25 protein-coding genes are annotated in these 19,256 nt (G+C 61.2%); 15 read left to right on the top strand and 10 right to left on the bottom strand.

All coding sequences use genetic code 11. The features are described 5' to 3' along the window. Positions 1-2: 2 nt before the first annotated feature. Both IG169_RS06260 and IG169_RS06255 read left to right on the top strand, forming a co-directional pair. On the top strand, positions 3-716 hold the full coding sequence (locus IG169_RS06260; protein ID WP_193175313.1) for an ABC transporter ATP-binding protein: 714 nt from the start codon (positions 3-5) through the stop codon (positions 714-716). Next, positions 713-1,108: a hypothetical protein gene (locus IG169_RS06255; protein WP_193175312.1), complete on the top strand. Its 396-nt coding sequence runs from the start codon at positions 713-715 to the stop codon at positions 1,106-1,108. The genes IG169_RS06260 and IG169_RS06255 overlap by 4 nt, the downstream gene beginning before the upstream one ends. 35 nt (positions 1,109-1,143) lie before the next feature. Here the strand turns inward: IG169_RS06255 and IG169_RS06250 are convergent, their stop codons facing one another. Next, positions 1,144-1,458, bottom strand: coding sequence for a DUF6522 family protein (locus tag IG169_RS06250; RefSeq protein WP_193175311.1), 315 nt, complete (start codon positions 1,456-1,458; stop codon positions 1,144-1,146). A gap of 182 nt (positions 1,459-1,640) precedes the next feature. Here IG169_RS06250 and IG169_RS06245 point away from each other — a divergent pair, with 182 nt between their 5' ends. Then, positions 1,641-1,790, top strand: a complete 150-nt coding sequence (locus IG169_RS06245) for a hypothetical protein (protein ID WP_193175310.1) — start codon at positions 1,641-1,643, stop codon at positions 1,788-1,790. A gap of 49 nt (positions 1,791-1,839) precedes the next feature. Continuing rightward, entirely contained in the window at positions 1,840-2,310 is a 471-nt protein-coding gene (locus tag IG169_RS06240; RefSeq protein WP_193175309.1) for an RrF2 family transcriptional regulator, read from the top strand. Positions 2,311-2,465: 155 nt separating this feature from the next. On the opposite strand, the gene IG169_RS06235 is transcribed toward IG169_RS06240, so the two are convergent. From IG169_RS06235 to IG169_RS06220, 4 genes are read right to left on the bottom strand one after another with little or no spacing between them, the layout of a single operon-like run. Continuing rightward, positions 2,466-3,287 (bottom strand): sulfite exporter TauE/SafE family protein, encoded by an 822-nt coding sequence (locus tag IG169_RS06235; RefSeq protein WP_246717173.1) that lies wholly within the window; start codon positions 3,285-3,287, stop codon positions 2,466-2,468. A gap of 47 nt (positions 3,288-3,334) precedes the next feature. Then, a complete protein-coding gene (locus tag IG169_RS06230) occupies positions 3,335-3,550 on the bottom strand; it encodes a hypothetical protein (protein ID WP_193175308.1) in 216 nt (71 codons plus the stop codon). Next, positions 3,522-3,998, bottom strand: a complete 477-nt coding sequence (locus tag IG169_RS06225; RefSeq protein ID WP_193175307.1) for a DUF488 family protein, N3 subclade — start codon at positions 3,996-3,998, stop codon at positions 3,522-3,524. Before IG169_RS06225 ends, IG169_RS06230 begins: the two co-directional genes overlap by 29 nt. Continuing rightward, positions 3,995-4,657 (bottom strand): 5-formyltetrahydrofolate cyclo-ligase, encoded by a 663-nt coding sequence (locus tag IG169_RS06220; protein ID WP_193175306.1) that lies wholly within the window; start codon positions 4,655-4,657, stop codon positions 3,995-3,997. The genes IG169_RS06225 and IG169_RS06220 overlap by 4 nt, the downstream gene beginning before the upstream one ends. 75 nt (positions 4,658-4,732) lie before the next feature. On the opposite strand from IG169_RS06220, the gene IG169_RS06215 reads away from it, so the two are divergent. From IG169_RS06215 to IG169_RS24195, 4 genes are all read left to right on the top strand, one after another. Continuing rightward, positions 4,733-5,653: a LysR family transcriptional regulator gene (locus IG169_RS06215; protein WP_246717172.1), complete on the top strand. Its 921-nt coding sequence runs from the start codon at positions 4,733-4,735 to the stop codon at positions 5,651-5,653. Between the two features lie 118 nt (positions 5,654-5,771). After that, entirely contained in the window at positions 5,772-6,035 is a 264-nt protein-coding gene (locus tag IG169_RS06210) for a DUF6455 family protein (RefSeq protein ID WP_193175305.1), read from the top strand. A 310-nt stretch (positions 6,036-6,345) separates the two neighbouring features. After that, entirely contained in the window at positions 6,346-6,768 is a 423-nt protein-coding gene (locus tag IG169_RS06205) for a group III truncated hemoglobin (protein ID WP_343225597.1), read from the top strand. Positions 6,769-6,785: 17 nt separating this feature from the next. Continuing rightward, complete coding sequence (locus IG169_RS24195; protein WP_343225596.1) at positions 6,786-7,037, top strand: RrF2 family transcriptional regulator; 252 nt, start codon at positions 6,786-6,788, stop codon at positions 7,035-7,037. A gap of 1,405 nt (positions 7,038-8,442) precedes the next feature. Here the strand turns inward: IG169_RS24195 and IG169_RS06195 are convergent. The 3 genes from IG169_RS06195 to IG169_RS06185 form a co-directional block, all read right to left on the bottom strand. Continuing rightward, positions 8,443-8,793: a hypothetical protein gene (locus IG169_RS06195; protein ID WP_193175304.1), complete on the bottom strand. Its 351-nt coding sequence runs from the start codon at positions 8,791-8,793 to the stop codon at positions 8,443-8,445. Between the two features lie 76 nt (positions 8,794-8,869). Further along, positions 8,870-9,460 (bottom strand): hypothetical protein, encoded by a 591-nt coding sequence (locus IG169_RS06190; protein WP_193175303.1) that lies wholly within the window; start codon positions 9,458-9,460, stop codon positions 8,870-8,872. Between the two features lie 758 nt (positions 9,461-10,218). Further along, the gene (locus IG169_RS06185; protein ID WP_246717171.1) at positions 10,219-11,865 is read right to left on the bottom strand and encodes a thiamine pyrophosphate-binding protein; all 1,647 of its coding nucleotides are present in this window, start codon (positions 11,863-11,865) and stop codon (positions 10,219-10,221) included. Positions 11,866-12,616: 751 nt separating this feature from the next. On the opposite strand from IG169_RS06185, the gene IG169_RS06180 reads away from it, so the two are divergent. Both IG169_RS06180 and IG169_RS06175 read left to right on the top strand, forming a co-directional pair. Beyond that, positions 12,617-12,769: a hypothetical protein gene (locus IG169_RS06180; protein ID WP_193175302.1), complete on the top strand. Its 153-nt coding sequence runs from the start codon at positions 12,617-12,619 to the stop codon at positions 12,767-12,769. 412 nt (positions 12,770-13,181) lie between these two features. Next, the gene (locus IG169_RS06175; protein ID WP_246717170.1) at positions 13,182-13,505 is read left to right on the top strand and encodes a hypothetical protein; all 324 of its coding nucleotides are present in this window, start codon (positions 13,182-13,184) and stop codon (positions 13,503-13,505) included. A 380-nt stretch (positions 13,506-13,885) separates the two neighbouring features. Here the strand turns inward: IG169_RS06175 and IG169_RS06170 are convergent, their stop codons facing one another. Next, positions 13,886-14,413, bottom strand: coding sequence for a cupredoxin domain-containing protein (locus IG169_RS06170; protein WP_193175301.1), 528 nt, complete (start codon positions 14,411-14,413; stop codon positions 13,886-13,888). Further along, positions 14,410-14,829, bottom strand: a complete 420-nt coding sequence (locus IG169_RS06165) for a hypothetical protein (RefSeq protein ID WP_193175300.1) — start codon at positions 14,827-14,829, stop codon at positions 14,410-14,412. The genes IG169_RS06170 and IG169_RS06165 overlap by 4 nt, the downstream gene beginning before the upstream one ends. Before the next feature lie 424 nt (positions 14,830-15,253). Here IG169_RS06165 and IG169_RS06160 point away from each other — a divergent pair, with 424 nt between their 5' ends. From IG169_RS06160 to IG169_RS06140, 5 genes are all read left to right on the top strand, one after another. Next, a complete protein-coding gene (locus IG169_RS06160) occupies positions 15,254-15,592 on the top strand; it encodes a hypothetical protein (RefSeq protein WP_193175299.1) in 339 nt (112 codons plus the stop codon). Positions 15,593-15,596: 4 nt separating this feature from the next. Then, positions 15,597-16,016, top strand: coding sequence for a DUF2231 domain-containing protein (locus IG169_RS06155; protein ID WP_193175298.1), 420 nt, complete (start codon positions 15,597-15,599; stop codon positions 16,014-16,016). Then, the gene (gene folE, locus IG169_RS06150; protein WP_246717169.1) at positions 15,940-16,824 is read left to right on the top strand and encodes a GTP cyclohydrolase I; all 885 of its coding nucleotides are present in this window, start codon (positions 15,940-15,942) and stop codon (positions 16,822-16,824) included. Before IG169_RS06155 ends, folE begins: the two co-directional genes overlap by 77 nt. Positions 16,825-16,952: 128 nt before the next feature. Continuing rightward, positions 16,953-17,666, top strand: a complete 714-nt coding sequence (locus IG169_RS06145) for an RNA polymerase sigma factor (RefSeq protein WP_193175297.1) — start codon at positions 16,953-16,955, stop codon at positions 17,664-17,666. A 63-nt stretch (positions 17,667-17,729) separates the two neighbouring features. After that, positions 17,730-19,253, top strand: coding sequence for an FAD-dependent oxidoreductase (locus IG169_RS06140; protein WP_193175296.1), 1,524 nt, complete (start codon positions 17,730-17,732; stop codon positions 19,251-19,253). Positions 19,254-19,256: the final 3 nt, after the last annotated feature.

Genomic DNA, 19,256 nt, shown 5'->3' with positions numbered 1-19,256 from the left:
AAATGTCCGGGCAGACGCGCGACGCAATCGTCGAAATCAGGGGACTGTCGAAGCACTATGGCGAAGGACACACGCGAGTCGATGCGCTGCGTGATCTCGATCTCACCGTCCGCGCAGGGGAGGTCGTTGCATTGCTGGGCCCTTCCGGTTCGGGCAAGACAACGCTGTTGAACATCATCGGGTGTATTGTCGAACCGACGGTCGGCAATATCCGGCTTGACGGCGAAGAGGTCTATGACAATCGCTGGCTGCGCGGTGATCTGCGACGGCTCCGGCTTGACAAGATCGGCTTCATTTTCCAGTTCCACAACCTGCTGCCGTTTCTCAATGCCCGGGACAATGTGGCGGTGGTGCTGCGACTGGCAGGCAAGTCCGGACCCGAGGCACAGCGACGAGCCACCGAACTGCTTGATTACCTGGAGGTTGGAAGCCGCAAGGATTCGATGCCTGCGCTGCTCTCCGGCGGGGAGGCGCAACGTGTTGCGATAGCGAGGGCGCTCGCGAACAGCCCGCGGATCATCCTGGCTGACGAACCGACTGCCGCCCTCGATTCAAAACGAGCGGGGATCGTCATGGACCTGCTCCGCAAACTGGCCGCCGAACACGACGCCTGCATCATTGCCGTAACCCACGACGAGAAAATTTACGATCGGTTCGACCGACTTTTCCATCTACGGGACGGTCGGCTCGACGGTGCGGAGGGCGATCAGAAATGACCGAGAACCGTCAGCGCTTGAAGGCATTGAAAGTCTCTGGCGCGATTGCGATTATTTTCGGGGCGTTGACCATAGCCGCAGGCGGTCGTGCGCTCTTTGGCGGTGCCGCGGCACGAGCGGCGGTCGGCGATGCGGTGCCTTTCGTGCTCTGGTTCAATTTCGCTGCCGGCTTCGCATATGTGGCAGCCGGAACCGGGTTGTGGTCGCTTCGGCGTTGGGCGAGCTGGCTGTCAGTGCTTATCGCCGGAGGCACGGCACTGGTTCTTGTCGCATTCGCGTTGCACGTCTTCCTGGGCGGGGCTTTTGAAATGCGTACAGTCGGAGCCATGTTCCTTCGAACATTCGTGTGGGCAGCGATCGCTGTAGTTGCAATGCGCCACCCGACACGGTGAGCGCGATCGACGGCCGAACCCGGGGCGAATATCTCCTAAGTGCGATCGCGCCTGAGAGCTGGAGGAAGCGGACGATCGCCGAAGTTGATGACAGAACGCCCCATTACCTTGCCCGAGGGGTCGACCAGTATGCGCGCGCGCCTCCCATTGAAGAAAAAGGTCAGGCGGAATTCTCCTTCATTTTCGTCGATGCCCTTTTCGCACAGACTCGTTATCGCCTTGGCGCGCAGGAGCTCTGGAATATCAGCTGGTTGGACACCGAGCATCGGTGCCAGCGTCCGGCAATCGACGGTCAGATCTTTGTCGTCAACTTCCACCAGCATCGCCCGCTCTGTTGTCTTTCCGGACATTGGGAGTTCGCCCTTTCCACCACCTATGCTCGATGAGCCCCATTTTCGCGTCGTCGCTCGCGCTGCCGAATTGCCCTCGCAAAATAAGATATATTGTATATATATCTTTTATCAAGTACAGCTTCGGCGACGCTGAACGCGACGAGCCGTTGCGAAAACGCGAACAAATGTGGAGAAGACCGATGACACTCGATGACGGAAGCGCCGCAAAAGCGGGTATCGCCACTTACAAATCCGTTGATGCCGAACAGGAAAGAACGCTGCTTCCGATGCTTGTCATCGGCCTCGTTCTGGCCGTTATAGGCGCCTTGGCGATAATGGCCTTTGTTTGATGGTTAGCGCGGACCTTCAGGGCCGAAACCAGTCAGGGACAGCGGTCCCATGCGACTGACTACATTTTCCGATTATGCGCTGCGGGTGCTCATGTACGCCGCCGCCGAGGCGCCCCGACTGATAACGATCGACGAGACCGCGGCGATCTACAACATCTCGAGGGCCCACCTGATGAAGGTGGTCAACCTTCTGACGAAGGCCGGCTATCTGCGGGGAGTGAGAGGCCGATCCGGCGGCTTCACATTGGCGAAACAACCGGAGGACATCAACCTTGGCAGTGTGATCCGGGTAACCGAACCTGATTTCGCTCTGGTGGAGTGCTTTTCACCCGACAATGAGTGTGCCCTGTCGAATTGCTGCCGTTTGCCCGGCCTCCTCAACGACGCGCTTGGCGCTTTTATCGCGGTTTTCGACCAGCATACGCTCGCGGACATAGATGTCGGTCGGGCGCGCTTTGCTGTGTCGAATACAATAAAGCTGAAGCGTCGTGGCCCCACTGCCATTTCGCAAACCGCATAGAAATTGCGGCACCAGGTTCGCCAAGATGGGGCCGATCCTCATGTTACCGTTCGAAGGCGACTTCGAGCCGATGTGGAGGAGGTGACGGTCAGGCACATTTTCTCGATGGATCAACTGGTCGTCGTCTGAGTCTGTGCTTCAACACAGTTCGCAACTCAACTCATTAGCCTGAAGAAGAAAATCGCGCTCATCGACACCCCCACAGCAACCACAATGCCGCGAACGACCAATCTCGGCATCGCCCGGGCGATCGGCGCGCCGACGTATCCTCCGAAAGTCGATCCGACCATCATTAGAGCCGCCTGTGGCCACTCGACCAGTCCGGCCAAGGAAAACGCGGTTACGGACATTACCGAGATCGCGAGAGATAGCCCGTTCTTGAGTCCGTTCATTTGATGGATGTCTGTCATCCCCCACAGGGCAAAGAGAGCGAGCAAAACGATGCCCAAGCCACCGTTGAAATATCCTCCGTAGGCGCTGACGAGAAACAGCAGCATTGCGCCGTCCGACCTAACGGTGCGGCTCCGGGTCATCGCCCAGGATCTGATGGATTCTCCGAAAAGGAACGTGAGCGTCGCGCCAAGCAAAAGAAATGGTATAATGAAAGAAAACGCCTCGTTCGAAGACACCATCAACAGCAGGGATCCGGCTAGCCCGCCTGCGAGTGTCACGGAGACAAGGCGCAGTAGCCGGCCAACTCCGATCTTCGCGAGTTCTCCGCGAAACCCGGCCGCGCCGCCAAGATAGCCCGGGAAGACCGCAACCGCGCTTGTGGCGTTTGCAATGACCGGCGGCACTCCGGTGAAGACGAGCGCCGGAAACGTCAGAAAAGTGCCCCCTCCGGCGATCGTGTTCAGAATTCCGGCTGCGAACGCAGCGCACAGGAGCAGAAAAGAGTCGACCATGAACTTGCATTCGCGCCGGACCAGAGTGGAAGCAAGTCCGACGGAGAGCAACCTCTTCTCAAACCACAGCAATTCGCGATTTCGGTGTCAATTGTGCGGGGGCCGGTTTCGGCTTGGTTTCAGTGCTCCACTGATAGCAGGATTGCACCCGACAGCCACATCAGGATGCCGGTGGCGATGATGCCGCCGCCGGTTCCGGGAGTCATGAAGGGCAGATGGTTCTCACCTGTCGACGCTTTTCCGGCGCAGTAGAAAACGATGCCGAGGAGAGCCAATCCCAGCCCCGCCAGCAGCAGTTTCTCGCCGTCATGCAAGCTTCGCGTTTTGCCAGCCACGGTCTTTTCCTCCTTCGAAGTTTCGGGAAGTCTCCTGGTCAGACATGCGAACGGCTTGATTGTCCTCGACGTCTGCCGCTGATGCGCTGCACGCCGACAATTGCCGTTCCAGGTATTCCTTCAACGCGACGGCGTTGTTCATTTCGTCGTTTTTCGCACCGTAAACGAGGGTAACCGGACCGTTCCGGAGGCTCTCCAGGATTCGCGTTGTCTCCGGCTTCTTGCCGTCCAGTTCCCGGAAATAGGCCGTCCGGAACACGTCCCATTTCGCGGGATCATGGCCGAACCAGCGCCGGAGGCCGGAACTGGGCGCGATGTCTTTCGCCCATTCGGCGATACGCAGGCGTTCCCGCGCCATCCCTCGCGGCCAGACGCGATCCACCAGTATCCGCTGTCCGTCGGAAATCCGTGCCGCGCGATAGGCGCGCTTGACCCGGATGCCCGTCATCGGGGCCGTTCCCATTGCTTGTCGCCAAGGATTATCCAGTCCAGCGGCACGTCGTGCGGTTGGGGAAATATGGTGTCGATTTCGGCAACCGGATGGCCGACGCCTATCGTCAGCGCGCGGTGGGGGAGGTTCGCGAGTGTCCTGTCATAGAATCCGCCGCCATAGCCCAGACGGTAGCCTGCACGGTCCGCACCGACGACAGGAGAGATCACGATTTCCGGAACGAGTGGCCGGTCCGCCGCCGGAACTGGGATATTCCAGACGCCGCGCTCCATCCGGCAACCCGGTCGCCATTCGCGAAACACAAGCGGCTCACCTTTTGCAACGACGACGGGCAGAGCAATCAGGGCTCCCTGTCCGGCGAGATCCTTCATCCAGTCCCGCAGGTCCAGTTCGCCGCGAAATGGCCAGTAGAGACCTATGACGGCGCGCGGAAACACGGTTGTCAGCCCGGTCAACGCCGCTGCTACCCGCTTCGCCACGGCCACGCGTTCCTCGACCGGGACAGCGAGACGCGATGCGATCAGCCGGGCACGTTCTCCCTTTCGCCAGCGCGCGACATCAATCTGCGTCTGAGGATCAACGGCCTCGAAGCCGTTCCAGCCCGCTTCAAGTTCGTGAGCGAAACAGGGTGGCGATGAAACAGTCGTATTGCTCATTGCGGATGCTTTCCTGCTACCGCGGGAGTCGAAAGCGCTTCCCGCGCATTTCGCATTCTCCTCCAGCGTCAAATATTGCGAAAGCGAATTTTAATTGTAGATAACATCGAAAATAGCGATACATTGAGTTCTGCCATGAACATCGAACAAGCCAGGACTTTTCTCGCGGTGGCCGATACCGGCAGCTTTGTTGCCGCTGCCGAACGACTGCATGTGACCCAGTCCACGGTGAGCGCGCGCATCGGTGCGCTGGAGGAAACGCTTGGCGCAAGACTGTTCGTGCGCAACAAGTCCGGCGCTACGCTGACCAATTCCGGCGGGCGGTTTCTGAGATATGCCGGCCAGCTCGTGCGCACCATGGAACGCGCGCGTCAGGACATCGGGTTGCCGAAACAGTTCCGGGACCGCGTCGTCATCGGGGCCAGGATCGGTCTTTGGGACGGCGCGATGGTGGATTGGTTTGCCGAACTGCCTTCCGTATACCCCTTCGTTTCATTCCGTGCGGAAATCGGCTTTGAGCCGGAACTTATGCAGGGGCTGGTCGAGGGACGCATCGACATAGGCGTCATGTTCACGCCCCAGCGCAGACCCAATCTCACAATCCGCCCGTTACTTACGGAACACCTCGTCATGGTGACATCGGCGCCGGACGGCCGTATGCGGCCGGAAGCCTATATTCATGTGGATTGGGGGCCGGAATTCGACAACCAGTTCAGCGCCAGCTTTCCCGAATTCCCGGGGCCGGCGATCACCGTGAACATCGGATGGCTTGGCCTGCAGAACCTCAAGCGGAATGGCGGATGCGGGTATTTTCCGCGCCGTCTTGTGGAGCGTCGGCTTGCCGAGAAAACACTGTTTGTCGTTCCCGATGCGCCGGTTTTCGAGTTGCCCGCCTGGGTGATTGTTCGAGAGGACCGCAGCGAGTCGCTGATCGATCCAATGGTCAGCGGGCTCGTGCAGGCCGTTTCCGGGCCGACCGCGCCAGGAGAGCGATGAGAGAATACAAAGTCCGGTCGACAGTGACAAACATTGTCGCGTTTTCCTTGTTCTGGAACAAAGACGAAATCTCAGCAGATGCGACTCTTTCAAAGCGATGAACTCGGAGGAGCGCATAATGGGTATCTTCACCAAAATTACCGAAAGAATGGATCGCCAAGCTCATTTGATGGGCGCGATGATGGAATGTCTGGATGTCGACATCGAGGCGGCGGGAACGGAAGCCGCGGGCGCCAGGTTGGAGCGTGCTGCCCGGTCGTGCCTGATATGCCGAGACAGCGACAAATGTGAACGCTGGCTCACACATAGTTCGGCGACCGGTGTCGAAGCGGAACCTGAGTTCTGTCCCAACAGATTGTTTTTCGCCACCCATCGAAGATAGCCATATCCTTTTGTCAAAGGCTTCCGTCTCGTGCGCAGGCGGCAGCGGACTGTGGCCGGAGCTAGTTGGGCTGCGCCTGCAATGTGCGCTGCTCCCTCGCACGGAAACGGGTTTTCCTGCCATTGGCGATCCGCTGACAGGTTCCGTGTTGCCGTGCTTTCCCGGTTATCCGAGATCCTTGGCGCGTGTATCAGGGCGCAGGGAGGTGCGCACTGGCAAACCGGCTTGTGGCAGGGGCGCGTTTTGCGTTGCGGGTGACACCATATGGCATTAAAGTGATATTGAAAATACCACTTATGGAGCGCTGATCGTGAATGTGAGAATCGAGCAAGCCCGGCCGACACAGGAAAAGCCGCTGAGTGATGAAAGCGTAGACAGGGATTTCATCGGGCGATTGGTGCGGGAATTCTATCGACGCGTGCGTTCAGATGCCAGGCTCGGTCCGATTTTCTCGCGCGAGATAAAAGGCGATTGGGAGCCGCATCTGGAGAAGATGACCGAATTCTGGTGCTCCGTTATTCTAAAGACCGGAAACTATTACGGACGCCCGGTTCCGGCCCACACGAAACTCGCGGACATCACCGAGGATGACTTCCGTATATGGCTCGGAATCTTCGGGGAAACCACTCGCGACATCTGCACGCCGGAAGTTGCGCGTGTATTCAATGAGAGAGCCGAGTTGATCGCGAGAAGCTTGCAATACGCGATGTTTTTTCGGCTACCGGCGGCCTGACAGCAGTTGAATATTTTATGCGGATGACATCCGAGACGGATTATGCGCTCAGAATGCTGATCCATCTCGCTGTGGGCAATGGCCGCCCGTGTACGGTCAACGACGTTGCCGAACGTTTCGGCCTGTCTCGCAACCACCTATTGAAAGTGGCGGCGAGGCTCCGCAAGTCCGGACTCATCGAAGCGACCCGCGGACGGGCCGGTGGCATACGTCTTGCGATCGTTCCGGCGGACATCAACCTTGGCAGCGTCATCCGTCGGATGGAATAGGATTTCGCGCTGGTCGAATGTCTGCAGGAGGACGGCGGAGCATGCCTGATTTCTCCGTCATGCCGCTTGAAAACAGTGGTGAACGAAGCGCTCGAAGCTTGGCTTGCGGTCTTCGACAAGTACACGTTGGCTGACCTTGTGCGCAATGAAAGGGCGCTCTACGCACTCCTCGGCGCGACTTGGGAGCCAGATAATCTTGGGGGCTCCATTCCGACGGGGCCATAGAAACTCCAGCAAGAACCTAGCCAAATGTTCCAGAATACGGGCTTGTGGGGATGTGAGCAGTGACTTTCGATTGCTCGTTAAGTCCCGCGTTCGGCGGTCAATGGATTCGACTTGGGGGCGCGAAACGACCATTGAACGAATAGCTCTTTGATGTTGGCTCTGGGCCGAGAGCGCCAGTTCCAAAAGCTTGACCGGATGCCTTGGTAGAGCCCGTCAGCGAAATTGGTGCGATCGCGTCGCATTGCCCGCTATCGATATTCTGAATGCCGGAAGCCCCAGTCCGCAATCGACCCCACCCCGGCCATTCGCCCAACTAGCAGTGAACAACCGCTTGCTCCCCGGCATCTAACAAGTTCAGCTGCTGCAATCAGGCCAGGCTCATATGAGCACTGTCTCGAGCCATGAGCGATGATCAAGGTCGTGTGGGGTTATCGGGAAGACGGAAAGCTCTGCAGCGCGATTTGTCAGGTGCGACTGACTTTTGTCCTGCCCGCGGGTTTCATTTCTTTGTTTCATGCGCCGCCCCCACCGATGGTCTGACCATCGGCCGCAACTCCGCGGTCGGGGAGGGCGGCAGGATGATGTCCGGTCTTCCGCGTATCGAGAGGACGCTATGATCGCCAACCCTGTTTGGTGGGAACCCGAAACCGTGCTGGAGGACTGGGCGATCGCCCTGACCGCCTCGGGCAGTGCACATTTCCTCGGCATCCGGAACGGCGGACGCAACGGCCGCCTGTCCACGGAGATCGCCGAGTTCGATCTCCAGGGGGATGATCGGCATGACGCAGAGCGGCCGCCGCTACGCATTGCGAGGACAGCGGCGCGACTTCATGGCATCGTGCTGTGGACGATGCTGCGGGGGCCGCTCCGGCGAGCCGATGCCGGACTTCAATTCCGCAGAGGAACTCGAACTCGCATTGCGGCCGGCCGCGAACGCGATGAAGTCCTGAGCGACCGTATGACGGGCTTGGCGATGTCGCGAGGGCCCGGCGTAGATCCGGACCGCCACCACCCGAGCGCGCCCCCGACCCCTCAGTGCGCGCGTTCGTTTTCCAGTTGGCTCGAGTGTCCGATCGGCCGCGGGATCCAGACGAAGCGCGTGCGGCTGAGCCGCGGTCCGGATGATCGGGATAGGCATCGGTGGATTCCACCGATGAACCTGATCGGTCGATCAAGCCCGTCAGCCGGACGTGGCGGAACTGGTCTTCCCAACTGTCTCCAACCGTTTCGCGAACGAATCCTCGAGATCGCGCCGGATCAGCACGACAAGACGCTCGCGCATGACGCTGTCCGTAGCCGCCCAGCCGACCCTGGTCCAGCCGTTCAGTGTCCCGATGTCCGCGAGATAGGAGGCGAACGCCCTCAGGATATCCTGGGCTCTAGTCTCGGCCCGGCAGCCCGTCGGATCGTGATCCTCGAAAGGCCCGCTCATCCGCTCGGCCGCGAGCGACACCGCGTTCTCGAAGCTTTCTTCGAACCAGGAGCCGCGTTCGCCGCGCGGCGGGATGCTGAATTCCATGTCTTCGCGCATGGGCCTTCCCTGTCGTTTTTCGTTTTCTGTCGTGGAATGGTCCCGATCTTTCGGGAGGCAGCCTAGCCGCATCGCGCTACAGGCCTCCGGCATAGATGCCCTCCGGCAGCAGCTGCTCGAGCAGGCCCTCGGCGCGCTTCACCAGGCCGCGCTTCGCCTCCATCAGGCTTGCATACTCGATCCGCAGGACGAGTTCGCGGACGCGGACGTAGCCGAGATACTGTCCCGGATCGATCGCGACGATCGCGCATCGCGCGGCATGCTCCGCTCGTTCGAACCGCGCGACCAGCCGTCCGTCCTCCTCCCGCCACCTGGAACTGGCTTCGGAGGCATCCTGTTCGGAAGGAACGGTCGAAGGTGGCATCTCCGCCATCCTTTCCTCCTCGAACTCTGCTTCCAGATCCCATCCCGCGATCACCGCCGGGCCGGTGTAGTATCCGGGCGGGGAATGCCGCTTGGCGGCGGCCACCGCGCCGCGCTTGGCGGCGGGAATGGAATCATATGTGCGTGTCGACTCCCAGACGGGATCGCCCGTGCGCGCATCCGACACGATCGCGTCGAAACCGCCGTCGCGATTGCTGGCGACGAGAAGCTCGAAACTGTCCCAGAAGGGGGCGCGGTGAAGGTCGGCGGCCTCGTCGTGCTGCCAGACGATGTACTGCGGCATGGGGGAAACTCCGTTGGTTGGAACGTGATGACATTGGTGCGTGGCCGCCGTCCCGAAAAAGGCTGATCCGGTTTCGCGGGGCTGGCAACCCCCTTCGTCACGGTCCGGATTCGAGGGGCGGCGGATGGTCTCGCGGAAGCCGCGCGCGGCGAACGATCCCGGTATCCCCGCAGGAGTCAGGCGGCGCCGTGCGCATCTGCGTTTGCTCCGAAGGGGCTCCGATCCGGCGGTCGGCGCGATTCCCCATGGTTGCGGTGTTCGGGATTTTGCCGCCGACCAGAGTCTCAGAATTCCCGGTTTTCTGGGGCATTTATCGGGCAGGGCCGTCCACCTGTCCCGTTTGCGTTGTATAGTGAGGAAGAGGTCTCCTTTCCGCCGGGCGCTCGGCGGATGTGTCATCACGCTTCGCGCGCACGGCCGGAGCAACAGCACCCGCCTTCGGCGCTCTGGTCCGGCGTTTATGGAGTTGAACCTACGCGTTCGCGTCGCCGAGGATCGCGCTTTGGCCTCGCCGCAATCAGCTCTCCGTGTCGTGATTTCGGCGGCGGTTCGTTTTCGGCAGACGCGTAACTGAGAATTCCGTTGCTCGTCTTTTCACATATCTGGAAAAGCGCTACAAATCTTGGTGATCGTGAACATACGGAAACCGCAACTCGATGGTTGGCGGCCCAGGGTCTTGAACAAATCTGACCGCTTCGCGTGCCAGGATCGCTTTCTCGTCCGCAACCATCAAGAAATGGTGCGTTGTCGTGTCGGTCTCACAATCGCATCCGTGGCACGTCGTTCGGGTCGAGCCGCAGTTCGATCAGCAATGGGCACTGACGCGTTTCGATCGCCTTGATCGCGACCTCCAGTTCATCGTCCGATCGCACGCAAATGCCCTGTCCGCCGAGTGCCGTTGCCACGTCGGCGAAGTTTGGCCAGTCGAACTGGGCCAGTCCGGGATCCATTTTCCGGTCCAGGAACTGGATATGTTCGGCGCCATAGGCGGAATCGTTGCATATGATGACGATCAGGTCCTGTTTCAAGCGAACGGCCGTGTTGAACTCGTTCATCCCGCCCATCATGAAACCGCCGTCCCCGGTGAAAAGCACGACCAAGCGGTCCGGTGCGGCAAGGCCGGCGCCGATCGCCTCCTGGAGCCCCAAGCCGATCGAGCCGAAATTCGCCGTCACGAGAAAGCTTTTCGGATCGGGCGCGGAAATCCGGCACCAGACCTCGGTCATGAACCGGCCGCCATCCGTCGTCAAGATCCGGTCCTTCGGCAGAATCCGCTCCAGGCGGTCCAGAGCGTAGACATAGCTGACGAACCCCGGCTTCGCTTTCCCAGCCTGGCCGCGCGGATAGCCCGTGAGAGACATCATGTCCAGCTCTTTGGTGAACCCGCTGGGGGGAATCTCCGCCTCGTCCAGCCAGTAGACGATATTGTCGGCGGTCAGACCGGCATCTGCCACCAGTGCCGCGTCGGGATGGAAGTTCTTGCTGACTTCCGCGACCGTATCGTTGATCTGCACGACGCGCTTACCCTTCATCAGCGCGCCCTTGTCGGTCGTGAAATGATGCAGGCTCGCACCGAAGCAGGCCACGCAATCGCTGCTGGCGATGACATCGTAGGCCGCAGGCGTGCTCAGCGTGCCGAAGATGTCCATGTTGAAGGGATGCCCGTTGAAAAGCCCCTTTGCCTTGAGCGTCGTCGCCAGCGGCGCCTCCAGCCGGTCGGCCAGACGGATCAGCTTGTCGCGCGATCCGACGGCTCCGCCGCCCGCGAGGATGATCGGCCGCTTCGCCGAGGCGATCATGCCCACAGCCTCGTCGAGATCTTCTCCTTCGGGGACATAGGCGGGGGCGGAAAACGCTCGAAACACAACCTTCTCGTGAACGACCTCCCTCCACATGAAGTCGGTAGGCATGTTCACCACGATCGGGCGCTTCTCGACGTGGGCGCGGTAAAAGGCGTGCGCGATATCATGGGCCGCGGTTTCGGGTGCGCGCATCTGTTCAAAGCCCGCGCCGGTTACCTTGACGAGCTCCCGCTGATCGATGTTCTGCAGGTTCTGCGGGTTCATCACCGGCGTGTCGCCGGCGAGCAGGACCATCGGGATGTGGCCCCGCGCGCCCTCGGTCAGCGCGGTGACGCAATTGGTCAGCGCCGGCCCGTGGGTGACGGTCGCCACCCCCATATTTTCCGAGACATGGGAATAGGCGAGTGCCATCAGGACCGCGCTCCCCTCGAATGCGGTTGGAACGAAGGTTCCTCCGCAGGAACGCACATAGTAATCGACCATGAAGAGGTTTGCGTCCCCCATCAGGCCGAACATCGTGTCGATGCCATGGTCAACGACGGATTGGGCAATCGACCGATGGGTAAATCGTCTTGCGTCGCTCATGTCCTTTGCCCCATTCATCGCTTTTCCGTGTTCAACTATCCGTCCAAGCGGCTCCGCTTCACTGCAACAGCGTGAAGGAGATTGGCCCAATCATGGCTTGGAGGACCATGCCGATGGCGCATTTCTATTGGATCTGCATGATCCAGATAACAGGGAACCGATTCAAGATGTATGCAAAAACGGCGCAAAACAACGCATACTCCGGGGTGCGCCCCCGGGGCTGGATTATCTGGCCGTTGGCCGGAGCAAGACTCCGACAGTGGGAGCCTTCTCGCCCTCGGTAGAGGGTGGGGATGAGGGGCGTGGACCTGTTTGGACGGGGCAGTCGAGCCGTTTTCGTCGATGGCATGAGCCGGCGTGAGGCCGCTTGGGTGTCTCCCGACGGCGCGCGGGATGTCCGACGTTGTGGTCGGCGCAATGCCGGGGCATGGCGTTCGGGATATCGCAGTCGGAATAAGCCATTGAATCCTCGGTTCCGCGCGGCTTCCGATGCCCGGGGCTATCCGCCTTTCCCGTTTGCGTTGTATAGTAGGAAAGAGGTCTCCTTTCCGCCGGGCGCTCGGCGGATGTGTCATGACGCTTCGCGCGCACGGCCGGAGCAATGGCACCCGCCTTCGGCGTTTCGCTCCGACGTTCCCGGATTTGAAACCTCCGCGTTCGCGTCGCCGAGGATCGCGCTTTGGCCGCGCCGCAATCACGTTCCCGCGCGGAAGAGCCGATCGAGTGCCGCAAGCCAACCGTAATCTCCCGGAGCGCAGGCCGATCGCGCATGCCCGGACAGAATGTTTCGAAACCGATCGCCTTCGCCGGCGCATCGTTGACCATCTCCGACGATCATCCGGAAACGGCGCTTGCGCCGGCCGCGGAACGGCGTCAGCATCAGATCGTGGCCGCGAACGCTCCGCCGGACAGGCGGTTCTGAAACGACCACTCCCTGCCTTGGCAGGAGTCAACCGCCGAACAGGTGGAAGCCCGCGCGGACAGGCATTGCCGATCCGTCGCGTCCCCTGCATCGGCAGGGATCCGGAGGGGGAGCGCTCGCGCTCCCCTTTTTCTTTTCCAGGCCAGGCCTCGTTGCCGCGGTTCGACCCCTGTGGCCTCAATCGCCATCCTCCGATATCCGCCGCCAGCTTTCCGTTTCTTGGACTCCGTTGCCTCTGCCGGCGTAGCCGACTTTCCGCCCAGCCGCGCCTCTCGCGCAATTGGGTACTCGACGTCGGTGGGGATTCGGACAAGCATTTCTCCATGAGGGGCCTTCGCGAGGGACGGATGAGACATGATAGCGGTCTAAGGCCACCGATACTCCAACGGTACGCGGAGGCGGGGCATTCCCCGTGGTGCTCGATGGGATCGCGGTCACGATCTACGCCCGGCTCGACGACAGGAAGCGGGCGGCGACGGTGATTGGCGCGCTCCTCACCGGATTGACCGGGAGTGCGTGGATGCGGGCGGTGCTGCGCCAAGGCGCCATCGTGCTCGCCATGCTCCTGTTCCTTCTCGCACTTCTGCGCTCCGGCGAGCGGGCCGGACGACTGGCCGAACGTCTCGAGACCATTGAGAAAACCCATGATGCTCAACGACGGATGCTCAAGGCGGTGGCGCGTCGCCCTCGTTCTCGCGGCGATCTGGCTGAGCGGCTGCGCGACGGTCGGCCATGACGGAGGCGGGGTCAGGAAGTGCCCGCCCGTGGTCGAGCACATCCTTGAGTTCCGGACGCGGACGACCTTGGGACTGGCTCTGCTGCCGGATGGTTCGGAGGTCACCGAGATGTTCAGCGACTATGCGATGATGCGGGACCAGGGGCGAGCGTGCCGATGACGCAAGCAATTCGGGATCGCCTGTGTGGGTAGCTTGCCGTGAACAGAACTCCCGAACGCCCCCCACTTCAGGTTTGCTGAGTATGACAGCGTTACGATACAGGCAGAAATTCAGATGTTAATCACATCGCACACGGCCTATTCATCTCCATTCCCGATCTCGCCGTAGCTCCGCACTCCATTGGAGCTGTCGCCCGATTTGCGGCGCGAAGGGGGCCATTCTACTCGGCAACCTCCTCTATCCGGCCGAGGGTCAAGATCTCTTCGACAGGTGGTAATGCCGCCAATACCGCGGCCGAGACATCGTCTGTTGCCGGGGCCGGTCCTTTCCAGCCAGGATCTCCCGGGCGGCCCACGACGATCCGGCCGACCATCGCAGCCATCTCGTGCGGAATGCAATAGTAGTCGTAGACCCCGGGTGCCTGTAGCACCACCTCGGCACTCTCTCCGGGCAGGAGGAAATCGGTGTCCCAAGGTTCGGCGGCGGCGGGTATCCTTCGCAATCGGTCGAAGTTGGCCGGATGATAGGCCGTGGCGGTATGGCTGTTTCCTTTGTCCCGGTTGACGAAGCGCACGGTCGTCCCGGGCGCAACAGCCAGGGCTTTTGGCGCGAACCAGATGTGTTCACCCCGTGCGGTACCACGCATCTCGATCACTTCGACCGATGCGGCCCGAAGCGCGCGCGGAAGGAGGAGGGCGGCACCAAGGCCGCCCCCCAACGCAAGAAACTGTCGGCGTCCGGTCATCATTCTGCCAGACGTCCCTTGGCGTCGGCATCATGGTAGAGCACGATATGGGCATGCGGCTTGTCCACGCCCGGATGGCCTGCATTGTAGTAAATGTCGACACTGCTGACCGTGTGGGAGCCGATGCCCAGTCCGTCATAGGCGGTGCCGTTTTGAAGATCCTCAAGCGGGGTCATGTAGATCGTTGCCGACAGCTTGCCGTCATGATCGTAGGCAAGGAAAGGCCCGGCTGGCAGGGTCTTGGGATCGACGAAAAGCGTGCCGAGACCGGGTATGAATTCGGGCAGAGGCAACGCGTCGCTGACTTGCACATAGGGTTCTCCCGGAGGTGCTGCCTTCAAAGCTCTTTCGTCATGAGCGAAGGCGGGGGCGGTCGCCAGCAGCAATGCGGTTACCAGCAGGGATGGCAAGAATTTCATGATGTGTCCTTTCCGATTTTTTCGAGAGCCGTTCAAAGGTGCTCGAACCATTGGATGCAAGCAGGCTGGAAATGTTCCCGGAACCTCTCGGCGTGACTTGGCGACGAAGTCGGCGATGCCGATCGATCGGTGGGAGCCACGCAATTCGGAAACACCTGGTTGCATCCAGTTTTCTTACGGCCCGGGCATGGGAGCAATGCCTTGCGCGACATGTCGGTAAAGATGGCCGTGACGCGAGCCGGCGACGTCGATGGCATCATATTCCAAGTCGGAGTGCGAGATTTTACGCACTTTTCGGGAACGCAGCGCACCGTAGTCGCATCGAATGGTCAGACAGGCAGACGGTGGGCAAGGCGATCAATGGGCGGGAACGCCTGTCACGGCTTTCGGCCACTAGCCAGCCCCAAACCGGAAAGGAGCCGACATGATCATTTACGCCGTTATCGTATTCGCAATCGCCGCCCTCGGGGGGCTCTTTCTTGCCGGGCATGTGCTGCGCGACAGGCTTGCGCCCTGGGCAATCTCGCTCTTGCACGCCGGCCTCGGTGCCCTGGGGCTCATCCTGCTGATCGCGGCATTGGTGCAAGGAGCAGCGTCGCAGACCGCCCTGATAGGTTTTGTGATCCTGCTGGTGGCGGCGCTTGGCGGGTTTTTCCTCGTGTCGTTTCACTTGCGTAAGAGCCTGCCGCCCAAGGTCGTCGTCGTGGTCCATGCCGGCATCGCTGTGGTCGGGTTTCTGACCATTCTGTCCCAGGTGGTCTGACGCCATGCGCCATCCGTTGCACCCCGCACTTGTGCACTTTCCGGTGGCCTGTTGGTCGCTTGTGGTCGTTGCCGATTTCACCGGCCTCTGGCTCGGACAGACGGCCTGGAGTTGGTCGGGCGGGCTGCTCGCCGCCGGTTGCGCGATGGCATTTTTGGCCATGCTGGCCGGTTTGGTCGAGTTGTCGCGTGTGCCCGAGGGTGCGCCCATGAGGGATGCCTGGGCGCACATGGGCGCGATGCTGACCGCGTTCACGTTCTTCACGGCGCGGCTGATCCTGCGGCTCGACCATTTGCAACTGTTCGCGCCGGATACGGTTTCATTTGTGCTCGATGCCGGTGGATTCATTGCCCTGGCCGTTGGCGGGTGGTTCGGCGGGCGACTGGTTTACGGCCACGGCATCGGGCGAGACCGATCCGAATGAAAACTGTCTATCACCACTCATGGCACCGGTAGGCCGTGTACAACAATCCGACGGCCGTGCATGCCGAGCGCCAACAAGGAGTTTCATCGTGCTGAATACAATGTCTGCCCCCACTTATATCTGTGACGACACGTCCGCATCGAGCCGGATCCAGGCGCGGCTCAAGAATGCCGGGCAGGCGTTCCGGGCCAATGACAACATTGCGGCCTTCATCGAGGACGGCGAGTTGGACGAACTACGCCTGGAGGTCGAGAACCGGATGCGCGACGTACTGGACGCGCTGGTGATCGACACCGACAACGACCACAACACCGTGGACACCGCACACCGCGTGGCGAAGATGTTCATCGACGAGGTGTTTGCCGGCCGCTATCGTGCCGCGCCGCCGATCACCAGCTTCCCAAACGTCTCGCGGCTAAACGAACTGATGATCGTCGGCCCGGTCACCGTGCGCAGCGCCTGCTCGCACCATTTGTGCCCGATCATGGGAAGGATATGGATCGGTGTCCTGCCGAACGCCGACGCGGAACTGATCGGATTGTCGAAATTCGCGCGCCTTTGTGATTGGATCATGAGCCGGCCGCAGATCCAGGAAGAGGCCGTAATCATGCTGGCCGACGAACTGGAACGCCGCACCCGGCCCGCCGGGCTGGCGATCGTGATGGAAGCCGATCATTTCTGCATGCACTGGCGCGGGATCAAGGACGACCAGCCGGTGATGACCAGCTCGATCATGCGTGGCGCCTTCCTGAAAAACGAATCTTTGCGGCACGAATTCCTCGAACTGCGAAATCGGGGGCATCGATGATTCAGATGAACGGAATGCAAGAAAGCTCCCGAAAGACCGCCTGCGCATTTCGCCGCCGCAATTCAGATGCTGGACACAAAGCGCCGGCGCGGGTGCCGATTGCACTGCTCGAAGGACAGGAGGGGTAAATGCAAGACGTCGAATACAAAGCTCCAGTTTTCTACTCGAGAGATATATCGGATGTCGAATTGGCGAAGCTCGGAGCGCGAGGAGACGGTGTTGCCTTCGAGGCAATCATGCGCCGCCACAACCAACTCCTGTTTCGCACGGCGCGCAGCATCGTCCGAAACGATGATGAAGCCGAAGATGTCGCCCAGGAAGCCTGGATGCGGGCTTGGAGAGCGCTCGCAAGTTTTCGCGCCGAGAGCAAGTTGTCGACATGGCTGGTCCGTATCGCGGTGAACGAAGCGCTAGGTCGGCAGCGTCGAAAGAGAGCGCAGATCATTCCCCTGGAGGCAGCCATGATGTCGACCGATACCGACACCCAATCGGCACTTACCGAGATGCCGGACCGCGGTCCGGAGCAATCTCTCGAGCGGGTGCAGGTCCGGGCCCTCATCGAGGCCCGCATCGACCAGTTGCCTGAGATGTTCCGCAGTGTCTTCATGCTGCGCGCGATCGAAGAGATGAGCGTGGACGAGGTGGCGGAAGTCCTCGAGATCCCTTCAGCTACGGTGCGAACGCGATATTTTCGCGCCCGGGCCCTATTGCGAGAAGGCCTCGCGCAAGAGGTGGACTTTGCAATCGGAGAAGCCTTCAGTTTCGCCGGCGAGCGCTGCGACGGTATTGTGGCGGGTGTCATGGTCCGTGCCCGGGCGGAAGGTCTTTGCAAGGACGATTGACGGCCAATGGGGGTCGCGACTTCTGCCGCCCCACCGACCGAACCAGACAAGAGGAGAAACGCCATGGCCGAGCCACTCGACAAGAACAAGGGCCCCGATCTCACCAAGGGGATCACGCTCACGGATTTTGACGGCCGGCAGATGCTGCTGGGACATGTGGGTAGGGCCTCCGTGCTGCTTGCGCATGTCGGCGACGAGGTGCTGGCGGTCGATGCCAGATGCTCGCATTACGGCGGCGCGCTGGAAGATGGCCTACTCCGAGGCGATACCGTGCGTTGTCCTCTGCATCACGCCTGCTTCTCGCTGCGAACGGGCGAAGCGCTCCGCGCGCCGGCCTTCGATGCGCTGTCCCGCTGGTCGGTCGAGCGCGACGGCGACCGGATCGTCGTCCAGGAGAAAGCCCGATCCGTGCCGGTGCGGGCTGCCAAGGTCTCAGAGGGACCGCGGGCCATCGTGATCATCGGTGCCGGGGCGGCCGGGTTCGCCTGCGCCGAAATGCTGCGTCGGCGCGGCTACGAGGGGGTGTTGACCATGCTCAGCGCGGATACGGATGCGCCCTATGACCGTCCGAACCTTTCCAAGGACTACCTGGCGGGCGATGCCCCGCCCGAGTGGATGCCGCTCAGGCCGGACGCATTCTACCGGGAGAACGCAATCGATTTGCACCTCGGCGTTTCGGTCGCCGCCATCGACCGAGAGGCGCGCAATGTCGTGCTTGACGACGGGCGGGTGTTCGAGTTCGATCGGCTGCTGATCGCGACTGGGGCGGAACCGGTCCGGCCGCCTATCCCCGGGGTTGATCTCGCGCATGTATTCATGCTGCGCAGCTTTGCAGACGGGCGGGCGCTCGCCGCTGCGGCGGAGAGAGCGAAATCCGCGGTGGTACTGGGATCGGGCTTCATCGGGCTCGAAACGGCGGCCGCGCTTCGGTTACGCGGGCTGGAGGTGCATGTGGTGTCGCTTGATGCCCGGCCACTCGAAAAGGTGCTCGGGCGCGCGCTTGGCGATTTCATTGCCGGTCTGCATGAGGAACATGGCGTCACGTTCCATATGCAGACCTCGATCAAGGACATCTCCCCCGATGCGGTCACGCTGGGCTCGGGTGCCCGGATCGAGGCGGATCTGGTGGTCCTTGGTGCCGGGGTCCGCCCGCGCACCGCGCTGGCGGAGGAGGCGGACCTGCCCGTCGATCGCGGGATCCTGGTCGACGAGCGCCTGGAAACGCCAGTGGCCGGCATCTACGCCGCTGGCGACGTGGCGCGCTGGTCGGGGGTACAGGACGGCGTAACCATGCGGATCGAACATTGGGTGGTGGCCGAGCGTCAGGGCCAGGTCGTGGCCGAGAACATGCTGGGGGCGAACGAGGCTTTTCGCGACGCGCCGTTCTTCTGGAGTGTGCATTACGATGCCACCATCCGTTACGTCGGCCATGCCGAAGCCTGGGACGAAACCGTGATAGGCGGCGACGTAGCCGCTCGTGATGCCAGTGTCAGCTACCGCCGGGGCGAGCGAACGCTGGCGGTCGCCACCATCGGCCGCGATATCGAGGCACTTGAGCAGGGGCAACGTCTGGTCGCGGCGGAATGACGA

Origin of the sequence: Oricola nitratireducens, from assembly GCF_014904745.1 — a bacterium.
GTDB classification, from domain to species: domain Bacteria; phylum Pseudomonadota; class Alphaproteobacteria; order Rhizobiales; family Rhizobiaceae; genus Oricola; species Oricola nitratireducens.
Note: the sequence above shows the minus strand (reverse complement) of the source record. Positions and strands in the feature narration are given on the sequence as shown.

Bases quoted from the DNA above. Each gene is read 5' to 3' on its own strand.
- IG169_RS06195 (WP_193175304.1), bottom strand. From the start codon at position 8,793: ATGCGCGAAGACATGGAATTCAGCATCCCGCCGCGCGGCGAACGCGGC.
- IG169_RS06225 (WP_193175307.1), bottom strand. From the start codon at position 3,998: ATGACGGGCATCCGGGTCAAGCGCGCCTATCGCGCGGCACGGATTTCC.
- IG169_RS06180 (WP_193175302.1), top strand. From the start codon at position 12,617: ATGCCCGGACAGAATGTTTCGAAACCGATCGCCTTCGCCGGCGCATCG.
- IG169_RS06250 (WP_193175311.1), bottom strand. From the start codon at position 1,458: ATGTCCGGAAAGACAACAGAGCGGGCGATGCTGGTGGAAGTTGACGAC.
- IG169_RS06210 (WP_193175305.1), top strand. From the start codon at position 5,772: ATGGGTATCTTCACCAAAATTACCGAAAGAATGGATCGCCAAGCTCAT.
- IG169_RS06220 (WP_193175306.1), bottom strand. From the start codon at position 4,657: ATGAGCAATACGACTGTTTCATCGCCACCCTGTTTCGCTCACGAACTT.
- IG169_RS06140 (WP_193175296.1), top strand. From the start codon at position 17,730: ATGGCCGAGCCACTCGACAAGAACAAGGGCCCCGATCTCACCAAGGGG.
- IG169_RS06190 (WP_193175303.1), bottom strand. From the start codon at position 9,460: ATGCCGCAGTACATCGTCTGGCAGCACGACGAGGCCGCCGACCTTCAC.
- IG169_RS06160 (WP_193175299.1), top strand. From the start codon at position 15,254: ATGATCATTTACGCCGTTATCGTATTCGCAATCGCCGCCCTCGGGGGG.
- IG169_RS24195 (WP_343225596.1), top strand. From the start codon at position 6,786: ATGCGGATGACATCCGAGACGGATTATGCGCTCAGAATGCTGATCCAT.
- IG169_RS06165 (WP_193175300.1), bottom strand. From the start codon at position 14,829: ATGAAATTCTTGCCATCCCTGCTGGTAACCGCATTGCTGCTGGCGACC.
- IG169_RS06155 (WP_193175298.1), top strand. From the start codon at position 15,597: ATGCGCCATCCGTTGCACCCCGCACTTGTGCACTTTCCGGTGGCCTGT.
- IG169_RS06185 (WP_246717171.1), bottom strand. From the start codon at position 11,865: ATGAATGGGGCAAAGGACATGAGCGACGCAAGACGATTTACCCATCGG.
- IG169_RS06255 (WP_193175312.1), top strand. From the start codon at position 713: ATGACCGAGAACCGTCAGCGCTTGAAGGCATTGAAAGTCTCTGGCGCG.
- IG169_RS06170 (WP_193175301.1), bottom strand. From the start codon at position 14,413: ATGATGACCGGACGCCGACAGTTTCTTGCGTTGGGGGGCGGCCTTGGT.
- IG169_RS06240 (WP_193175309.1), top strand. From the start codon at position 1,840: ATGCGACTGACTACATTTTCCGATTATGCGCTGCGGGTGCTCATGTAC.
- IG169_RS06145 (WP_193175297.1), top strand. From the start codon at position 16,953: ATGCAAGACGTCGAATACAAAGCTCCAGTTTTCTACTCGAGAGATATA.
- IG169_RS06260 (WP_193175313.1), top strand. From the start codon at position 3: ATGTCCGGGCAGACGCGCGACGCAATCGTCGAAATCAGGGGACTGTCG.
- IG169_RS06245 (WP_193175310.1), top strand. From the start codon at position 1,641: ATGACACTCGATGACGGAAGCGCCGCAAAAGCGGGTATCGCCACTTAC.